This is a genomic window from Polaromonas sp. (assembly GCF_049790275.1).
GTDB lineage: Bacteria > Pseudomonadota > Gammaproteobacteria > Burkholderiales > Burkholderiaceae_C > Polaromonas.
Genome location: NZ_JBAQYR010000117.1, coordinates 239,427 through 247,769 on the forward strand (window position 1 = coordinate 239,427; position 8,343 = coordinate 247,769).

At 63.4% G+C, this 8,343-nt stretch carries 9 protein-coding genes and 1 pseudogene; 5 read left to right on the forward strand and 5 right to left on the reverse strand.

The window, feature by feature from the left end:
* The 5 genes from ftsA (at position 1) to WA904_RS16480 (ending at position 4,856) form a co-directional block, all read left to right on the forward strand.
* Positions 1-1,230, forward strand: a complete 1,230-nt coding sequence (gene ftsA / locus WA904_RS16460) for a cell division protein FtsA (protein ID WP_425198202.1) — start codon at positions 1-3, stop codon at positions 1,228-1,230.
* 140 nt (positions 1,231-1,370) lie between these two features.
* Positions 1,371-2,603, forward strand: a complete 1,233-nt coding sequence (gene ftsZ, locus WA904_RS16465) for a cell division protein FtsZ (RefSeq protein ID WP_425198203.1) — start codon at positions 1,371-1,373, stop codon at positions 2,601-2,603.
* Positions 2,604-2,691: 88 nt separating this feature from the next.
* Positions 2,692-3,669, forward strand: coding sequence for a dienelactone hydrolase family protein (locus WA904_RS16470; protein ID WP_425198204.1), 978 nt, complete (start codon positions 2,692-2,694; stop codon positions 3,667-3,669).
* Positions 3,670-3,738: 69 nt separating this feature from the next.
* Positions 3,739-4,662: a UDP-3-O-acyl-N-acetylglucosamine deacetylase gene (gene lpxC / locus WA904_RS16475; protein WP_425198205.1), complete on the forward strand. Its 924-nt coding sequence runs from the start codon at positions 3,739-3,741 to the stop codon at positions 4,660-4,662.
* Positions 4,663-4,679: 17 nt separating this feature from the next.
* A complete protein-coding gene (locus WA904_RS16480; RefSeq protein ID WP_425198206.1) occupies positions 4,680-4,856 on the forward strand; it encodes a hypothetical protein in 177 nt (58 codons plus the stop codon).
* A gap of 3 nt (positions 4,857-4,859) precedes the next feature.
* Here the strand turns inward: WA904_RS16480 and ruvC are convergent, their stop codons facing one another.
* From ruvC to aroE, 5 genes and pseudogenes are all read right to left on the reverse strand, one after another.
* Complete coding sequence (ruvC, locus tag WA904_RS16485) at positions 4,860-5,408, reverse strand: crossover junction endodeoxyribonuclease RuvC (RefSeq protein ID WP_425198207.1); 549 nt, start codon at positions 5,406-5,408, stop codon at positions 4,860-4,862.
* Between the two features lie 42 nt (positions 5,409-5,450).
* On the reverse strand, positions 5,451-6,431 hold the full coding sequence (locus WA904_RS16490; protein ID WP_425198208.1) for a phosphatidate cytidylyltransferase: 981 nt from the start codon (positions 6,429-6,431) through the stop codon (positions 5,451-5,453).
* Complete coding sequence (locus tag WA904_RS16495; protein WP_425198209.1) at positions 6,431-7,042, reverse strand: lysophospholipid acyltransferase family protein; 612 nt, start codon at positions 7,040-7,042, stop codon at positions 6,431-6,433. The genes WA904_RS16490 and WA904_RS16495 overlap by 1 nt, the downstream gene beginning before the upstream one ends.
* A gap of 133 nt (positions 7,043-7,175) precedes the next feature.
* Positions 7,176-7,934 (reverse strand): transglycosylase domain-containing protein, encoded by a 759-nt coding sequence (locus tag WA904_RS16500; RefSeq protein WP_425198210.1) that lies wholly within the window; start codon positions 7,932-7,934, stop codon positions 7,176-7,178.
* Positions 7,931-8,343 (reverse strand): annotated as a pseudogene (gene aroE / locus WA904_RS16505) (shikimate dehydrogenase); the annotation flags it as partial. The gene WA904_RS16500 and the pseudogene aroE, both read right to left, overlap by 4 nt.

Genomic DNA, 8,343 nt, shown 5'->3' on the forward strand with positions numbered 1-8,343 from the left:
ATGGCCAAAGAATACAAAGATCTCGTGGTGGGGCTGGACATCGGGACCAGCAAGGTCATGGCGGTGGTGGCCGAGGTGCTGCCCGGCGGCGAGCTCAAGCTGGCGGGGCTGGGCATCGCCTACAGCAACGGGCTCAAGCGCGGCGTGGTGGTCAACATCGACGCCACGGTGCAGAGCATCCAGCAGGCGCTCAAGGAAGCCGAACTGATGGCCGACTGCAAGATCGCGCGCGTCTACACCGGCATCACCGGCAGCCACATACGCGGCATCAATTCCAGCGGCATGGTGGCGGTGAAAGACAAGGAAGTGACGCAGGCCGATGTGGCGCGCGTGATCGAGACCGCCAAGGCCATCAACATCTCCACCGACCAGCGCCTGCTGTTGGTCGAGCCGCAGGAATTCGTCATCGACGGGCAGGACGTGCGCGAGCCCATCGGCATGAGCGGCATCCGGCTCGAGGCCAAGGTGCACATCGTGACCGGCGCGCAAAGTGCGGCAGAAAACATCATCAAATGCGTGCGCCGCTGCGGGCTCGAAGTGGACCAGCTCATGCTCAATCCGCTGGCCTCCAGCCTGTCGGTGCTCAGCCGTGACGAACAGGAGCTCGGTGTGGCGCTGGTCGATATCGGCGCCGGCACCACCGACGTGGCGATTTTTACCGGCGGCGCCATCCGGCACACGGCCGTGATTCCGATTGCGGGTGACCTGATCACCAGCGACATCGCGATGGCCCTGCGCACCCCCACCAAGGACGCCGAAGACATCAAGGTCGAGAACGGTTTTGCCAAGCAGCTGCTCGCCGACCCGGACACCCAGGTCGAAGTGCCCGGGCTGGGCGACCGCGGCCCGCGCATGTTGTCCAGGCAGGCCCTGGCCGGTGTGATCGAGCCGCGCATCGAGGAAATTTTCTCGCTGGTGCAGCAGGTCATCCGCGAGTCGGGTTACGAAGAAGTATTGTCCTCCGGCATCGTGATCACCGGCGGCAGCGCGGTGATGCCGGGCATGGTCGAGCTTGGCGAAGACATTTTTCTCAAGCCGGTGCGGCGCGGCATCCCGCGCTATTCCAGCGCCCTCTCGGACATGGTGGCCCAGCCGCGTGCAGCCACCGTCATGGGTTTGCTCGAGGAAGCCCGGTTGGCGCGCATGCGCGGCCACCGCGTCGCGCAAAAGGCAGGCAGCGTGCACAACGCTTTTGGCAAGGTCAAGGACTGGCTTGTGGGGAACTTCTGATGAAAAATTTTCCTGTTTTTACCTGGCGGAGTCCGCGGTGCAAACACTCGGGGGGAGCCGATCCCCCTGCATGAGTTTTTCCATCAGCAAGAAATCAATAAAAACTTTTGGCAACTGCAACACACGGATAGGAGGCTCACATGAGCATCGAAATGATTGAAATCGAAGAGTTCAACCAGGGCACGCAGATCAAGGTGATCGGCGTGGGCGGCGGCGGCGGTAACGCGGTCGAGCACATGATTGAACGCAATGTCCAGGGCGTGGAGTTCATCTGCGCCAACACCGACGCGCAGGCGCTCGGCCGCGGCAGCGCGCACAAGCAGATCCAGCTGGGCGGCAGCGGCCTGGGTGCAGGCAGCAAACCCGAGAAAGGCCGCGAGGCCGCCGAGATGGCGGTGGACGACATTCGCGCGGCCATCGATGGCGCACACATGCTGTTCATCACCGCCGGCATGGGCGGCGGCACCGGCACTGGCGCGGCGCCGGTGATTGCGCGCATCGCCAAGGAGATGGGCATCCTCACCGTCGGTGTGGTGACCAAGCCTTTCGAGTTCGAGGGCGGACGCCGCATGACGAACGCCGACCTTGGCCTGGCCGAGCTGGAAGCCAATGTCGATTCGCTGATCGTGGTGCTCAACGAGAAGCTGCTCGAGGTGCTGGGCGACGACGTGACGCAGGACGAAGCCTTTGCCCATGCCAACGACGTGCTGAAAAACGCCGTTGGCGGCATCGCCGAGATCATCAATGTCCCCGGCCATGTGAACGTCGACTTCGAAGACGTGCGCACCGTGATGGGTGAGCCGGGCAAGGCCATGATGGGTACCGCCCGTGCCAATGGCCCGGACCGTGCACGCATTGCGGCCGAGCAGGCGGTGGCCTGCCCGCTCCTCGAAGGCATTGATCTCTCGGGCGCCAAGGGGGTGCTGGTTCTGATCAGCGCCGCCAAGGGCTCGCTCAAGCTCAACGAGTCCAAGCTGGCGATGAATACCATTCGCGCCTACGCATCGCCCGACGCGCATGTGATCTACGGCACGGCGTATGACGATGAACTGGGCGAAGACATCCGCGTCACGGTGGTGGCCACCGGCCTGAGCCGCCAGGGCATGCGCCGCCAGGCGCCGCCGCTGCAGGTGCTGCGCACCGGTACCGACAACATGCCGGTGCTCAACATGGCGGTCAGCGGTGGGTCCGTCAACAGCGCCCACCCGGGCGGCAGCAGCCTGGGTTCGGCACAGACCGACTACGGCAACATGGCCGTGCCCAGCGTCTGGCGTACCAACCGCACTCAGGCCGCGGCCAAGGTCGATGCGTTGGCCTCGGGGGGTATGGATGACTTCGAGATTCCGGCCTTCCTGCGCAAACAGGCCGACTGAGGCCTTCATGGGGTAAAAAGCAGGGTGGGCTTCACGGGAGCCCACCCTTTTTTATGCGTGGCAGAACCCGTGCTTGCCGGGAGACGTGATGAAAATATCCCTGTCTTGTGTGTTTCTGCTGGCGGCTTTTTGCAGCGGGCAGGCAGGTGCCCAGACCGCCCGGCCGGAACAGGCTGAAAAAGTGAGCTGGCCCAGCATGTTGTGCGCCGGTGGGGTCTGCAACCGCCTGGCCGGCCAGGGCCTGTTGTTTGCGACGCCCGGCGCGAAGAAGGTGGTGCTGATTTCACACGGATCGCAAGGCGTTGACAGCCGCATGTTCGACTATGTGGACAGCCTGCAGAGGGAAGGTTTTGCGGCGCTAGTGATTGACCACTGGAAGCCGCGCGGCATCGGCGTGACGCACGACGACTACCTGGCGGCTTCGGCCCGGGGTGGCAACGAGCTGAACATGGTCTCGGACAGCCTGACCGCTGCGGACTGGTTGCGCAGCAAAGGGTATGAAAGAGTGGGCAGCATCGGCGAGTCTCAGGGCTCGTCGGCGGCCATCGTGCTGCAGCAAAAATGGGCGCATGTGCTGATCGAGCGCAACATCCGGCGCATCTACGGCAGCGACTTCCGCGCCAGGCCGCTGGATGCGGTGGTGGGCTTGTACGGTTTCTGCGGCTTCCGCCATGCCACCCGCGATGCCTACTTCCCCACGCCTTTTCTTTTCATCACCGGCGAGGTCGATGACGAAACGCCGAGCAAGTATTGCGAGCGTTACGTGCCCTGGATGAACGAGCGCGGTGGCAACGCGAAGATCATCGTGATCCCCGGTGAGGGTCACAGTTTCGACGCGCCCTACAAGCGCCAGCGCAATGTGTTCGGGCCGCACTATGCGAAATGCGACATCCTGGTGGACGACAGCGGCGTGACCGAACTCAACAGCGGCATGAAAATGCCTGGTGAAACCAACATCAACGGCATGCTGGCCAAATGTGTGAGCAAGGTCTATCACTCGGGCTACTGGAAGGACCGCTTCGTTGCGGTGCCGCACTGGACAGGATTTTTCAGGCAAAACCTGTAGCAGTTTGCCTATGAGAGCCATCCAGCGATTCAACTGCACCCGCCGGCCTTAACACCTAAAATCATTTCCATGCTCCAGCAACGAACCCTCAAGTCCCTGACCAAGGCGGTCGGCGTGGGCCTGCACAGCGGGCAGCGTGTCGAGCTGACCTTGCGGCCGGCGGCGCCGGACACGGGCATCGTTTTCCGCCGTGTGGATTTGCCGCAGCCGGTGGACATTCCCATTTCCGCGCAGGCGGTGACCGACACGCGGCTGGCTTCAACGATTTCCAGCGGCAGCGCCAAGGTACACACGGTCGAACACCTGATGTCGGCCTGTGCCGGCCTGGGCATCGACAACCTGTATGTGGACATCACGGCGGAAGAGGTGCCCATTCTTGACGGATCGGCTTCCGCCTTTGTTTTTCTGCTGCAATCCGCAGGCATTGAACTGCAGGCGGCACCCAAGCGTTTCATACGTGTGCTCAAGCCGGTCGAGGTGCGAGAAGGGCAGGGCGACAACCTCAAGTGGGCGCGGCTGGAGCCTTACCACGGGTACAAACTCAGCTTCGAGATTGACTTCGCGCACCGGGTGGTCAATTCCACCGGCCAGCGCGTGGCGTTCGACCTGGGCTCGGGCAGCTATGTACGCGACATCGCGCGGGCTCGTACCTTTGGCTTCACCAAGGACGTGGAGATGATGCGCGCCAACGGCCTGAGCCTGGGCGGCGGCCTGGACAACGCGGTGGTGATGGACGACTACCGAGTGCTCAACACCGATGGCCTGCGTTACGACGACGAGTTCGTCAAACACAAGATGCTGGATGCCATGGGCGATCTGTATGTGCTCGGCAAACCGCTGCTGGCCGCCTACAGCGCCTTCCGCTCCGGCCATGCGCTGAACAACAAGCTGCTGCGTGAACTGCTTTCGCAACCGGACGCGTACGAGGTCGTCACTTTCGACGACGAGAAAAGTGCGCCGCAGGGGTTTGCAACCCTGGCGCGGGCCTGGTAGGCCGGGCCGCACAAGCCATGCTGCTGTTTCGTTGGGCCATTCTTCTTTTGCTTTTGAGCGCTGTGGTGGCGTTCATCTTTTACGCCGGCACCGGCCAGGTGCGCTTCAAGCGAGCAGGCTTGGTGATTCTCAAATGGACACTGATTGCAGCCTTCGGCTTTTTCGCGGTGCTGATTCTCGAGCGGCTGGCCTGAACCTCAGGGAGGTCGGCCGCCCTTGACGGGTGCCGTCAACTTGTCTTGCCGCGCCCTGGCGCGCGCCAGGATGGCTGCAGAGCTGCCCGCATGGGCATGAGTGATCGCCAGGCCCAGTGCGTCGGCAGCATCCTTGCCGGGCAGTACCGGTAACTTCAGCAGACGCTTGACCATCTCCTGCACCTCTGGTTTGCCGGCTTTGCCGTAACCGGCCACCGCCTTTTTCATTTGCAGCGCCGTGTATTCGGCCACCTCGATGTTGCAGCTCACCAGCGCCGTCAAGCAGGCGCCACGCGCCTGGCCCAGCATCAGCGTGGCTTGCGGGTTGACGTTGACAAAGACAATTTCGCAGACAGAGCTGTCGGGTGTGTAGCGGGCCGTGACTTCGCAGATGCCGTCAAACAGCACCTTCAGGCGCGCGGGCAGGTTGCTGCTGTCCAGGTGCGTGGTCTTGATGGTGCCGCTCGCCACATAAGTCAGCACCGGGCCGTCAACGTCGATCACGCCGAAGCCGGTGATTTGCAGGCCGGGGTCGATACCAAGAATTCTCATCTGCTATTCATTTTGTAGCTGTCGGCGCCGGTATTTATTGGTCTAGAGCCCGAAATACCACCGAACCGAATGAAAAAACACCGGCGCGGCAAAACACAGGGCATCCACACGGTCCAGCAGACCGCTGGCGCCGGTGACCGACTTGCCTTCGCTGCCCCAGTTGGTGATGCCGCGGTCGCGCTTGAGGGCTTTCATGACCAGGTGGCCCAGCGAGCCGGCGACGCAGGCGATCAGCGCCATGGCCACAGCCTGGCCCGGCTTGAACGGTGTCAGGCCGGACATCAACCCGCCGACAAACCCCCCGACCGCCAGTCCGATCAGCCAACTGCTCCAGTGAAAACTCTGGCTGACCTGGGGGGCGGTGGGCGGCCGCGGCCATTTACGCGCGGCCAGGTGCTGCACCAGCATGCCGGTCTGCACCACAAACACCAGGAAGAACACGAGAAAGGCGTTTTTGCCCCCGTAGCCGGGGAAATCCAGCAACAGCAGGGCCGGCACATGGCTGATGCCGTAGACACAGACCATGATGCCCCACTGCAGCTTGGCATTGCGCTCCAGGAAGCGTTGCGGGTCATTGGCCAGTGCACTGACCACCGGGATGGCAAGGAACACGTACACCGGAATGAACACCGTCACCAGGTCAAAGTGCTCGGTCATGACCAGCCAGAACTGCGCCGGCAGCACCACAAAAAACGCCAGCACCAGGCTGCGGTGGTCGCCGTGCCGCGTCGGTGAGAGGGTGATGAATTCGCGCAGGGCAAAAAACGCCACGATCGCAAACAGCAGCGTGGCTACCGTTTCTCCCAGCGCCCAACCGACCCAGAACACGGTGCACATGACCCACGAGGTGTTGAGCAGGCTGCCCAGTTCCCGGATGTCCTGGGTGCGGATTTCGTTTTCACCGTCATCGCGCAGTGACATGACCACCGCTGCCACCGTGGCGGCGGTCAGCAGGCCAAAGACAATAACGAAAAGCAGGCCGACCTGGTGCGACGGGCTGAGGTTGCGCAAGAAGCTGCTCATCAGGAGTCCTTGAGCGCGATGACGGCCTGGCGCGCCCGAACCAGGAAGCCGCTGCGGTCTTCACCCGGCTCGAGCGTGATCGGTGCGCCGAAGGTGACCGAGCACAGGATGGGCACGGGCACCACTTCACCCTTGGGCATGACACGTTGCACGTTGTTGATCCAGGCGGGCACCAGCACGACTTGCGGAAATTTCAGCGCCAGGTTGTAAAGCCCCGATTTGAAGGCCTGCGGCTCTTCCTGGTTGCCGCGTGTGCCTTCGGGGAACAGGATAATGGAGTCGCCGCTTTCCAGCGCGTCGATCAGCGGCTCCAGCGGGTCCTGGTCGGTGGTCTTGGTGCGGTCCACATAGATCGCGTTGAACACCGAGGTGGTGATCCACTGCTTGAAAGGCGTTTTGGTCCAGTAGTCTTTCGCGGCAATCGGGCGCGTGATGCTGCGCAGCTCGCTGGGCAGGGCGGCCCAGATCAGCACCAGGTCGGCATGGCTCTGGTGGTTCGCGAAATAAATGCGTTGTTCGGCCTTGGGCGGGCAGCCCTGCCAGCGAGCCTGGGCACCGGTCAGCGCACGGATCAGGCCCAGCAAAAACAGGCTCATCAGCTTCGCTAGCATTTAAAGGCCCCCACGCTTGTCGCTTCGCGTACTGCGCTGCCCCCCGAGGGGGCCGCTGCGCCTGCGGCCCGGCGAAGCCGGTTCCGCGGCCCCTGCTGGTCTGGGAGTGCGATCGTTGCTCCTTGGCCCGTCATCATGGCACCTCCACGCCGCCCATGCGTGCCGCGATGGTGGATGCACGCGACGCGAGGTAGCCCGAGCCGGGCCGTGTCTCGAAGTATCGGGGGCGCGGCAGCATGACGGCCAGGCGCGCCGCTTCATAGGCGCTGAGTTTGGCTGCCGGTTTGCGGAAGTAGTGCTGGGCCGCGGCCTCGGCGCCGAACACGCCTTCGCCCCATTCGACGTTGTTGAGGTAGATCTCCAGGATGCGCTGCTTGCTGAGCAGGGCTTCGAGCAGCAGGGTCAGCACCAGTTCCTGGCCCTTGCGCATCAGGGTGCGTTCACCGGAGAGGAACAGGTTTTTTGCCAGCTGCTGCGTGATGGTGGAGCCGCCCACAATTTTGGGTGGCCGGGCTGCAGGCCGGGTGCCTGTCGGCGCAACGCGGCTGGACAGCTTGCCCGCCATCTGCTCGGCGCGCTGTTCAGCCCGGGTGTTTTTCTCCCAGGCTTTTTCCAGCGCTTCCAGATCCACCCCTTCGTGTTCGACAAAGGTGGCGTCTTCGGACGCGATGACCGCGCGTTTGAGGTTGATGGACAGTTCGGCATAAGGCACCCACTGCTGACGCCATTTGAGTTCGCCTTTTTCGGTGGCCAGGCGCCAGGCTTCGGAGCGCTGGAAGGCCGTGGACTGCGGATCGACCACCGCCATCAGCGCAATGCGGGCGACAAAATACAGCTGCACCGCCAGGCCCGCCAGCAGCACCAGCAGCACCCAGCGCAGCACGGCTTTCACGCCGCGGCCTTCAGCTGTGCCTGCATTTCCTGCAGCACCTGCGCGGAAGGCGGGCGAACGCCGCGCCAGAACAGGAAGGATTCGGCCGCCTGCTCCACCAGCATGCCGAGACCATCGCGTGGAACGGCGCCATGGGCGCGCGCCCAGGCGGCGAAATCCTGTGCGGCTGCGCCGTACATCATGTCGTAGGCCAGCGCGCCGGGTTTGAGCAAACGCGGCTCCAGCGCCAGCGCGGCGCCGCTCAGGCTGCTTGCCGTGGCGTTGATGATTACATCGAAATCGGCCTCCAGCCCTTGCAGGCCGTGCGCAAGCAGCTCTGTTTTTTGTAGCAAATGCTGCAGCGAAGGGTGGTTCGCATGGCGCGCCACCAGCTCGGCGGCGCGGGCCTGGGTGCGGTTGGCCACGACCA

What these genes read in the sequence shown, in the direction of transcription:
- ftsZ (WP_425198203.1), top strand. Translation starts at nt 1,371, where the DNA reads ATGAGCATCGAAATGATTGAAATCGAAGAGTTCAACCAGGGCACGCAG.
- lpxC (WP_425198205.1), top strand. Translation starts at nt 3,739, where the DNA reads ATGCTCCAGCAACGAACCCTCAAGTCCCTGACCAAGGCGGTCGGCGTG.
- WA904_RS16490 (WP_425198208.1), bottom strand. Translation starts at nt 6,431, where the DNA reads ATGAGCAGCTTCTTGCGCAACCTCAGCCCGTCGCACCAGGTCGGCCTG.
- ruvC (WP_425198207.1), bottom strand. Translation starts at nt 5,408, where the DNA reads ATGAGAATTCTTGGTATCGACCCCGGCCTGCAAATCACCGGCTTCGGC.
- ftsA (WP_425198202.1), top strand. Translation starts at nt 1, where the DNA reads ATGGCCAAAGAATACAAAGATCTCGTGGTGGGGCTGGACATCGGGACC.
- WA904_RS16470 (WP_425198204.1), top strand. Translation starts at nt 2,692, where the DNA reads ATGAAAATATCCCTGTCTTGTGTGTTTCTGCTGGCGGCTTTTTGCAGC.
- WA904_RS16480 (WP_425198206.1), top strand. Translation starts at nt 4,680, where the DNA reads ATGCTGCTGTTTCGTTGGGCCATTCTTCTTTTGCTTTTGAGCGCTGTG.
- WA904_RS16495 (WP_425198209.1), bottom strand. Translation starts at nt 7,042, where the DNA reads ATGCTAGCGAAGCTGATGAGCCTGTTTTTGCTGGGCCTGATCCGTGCG.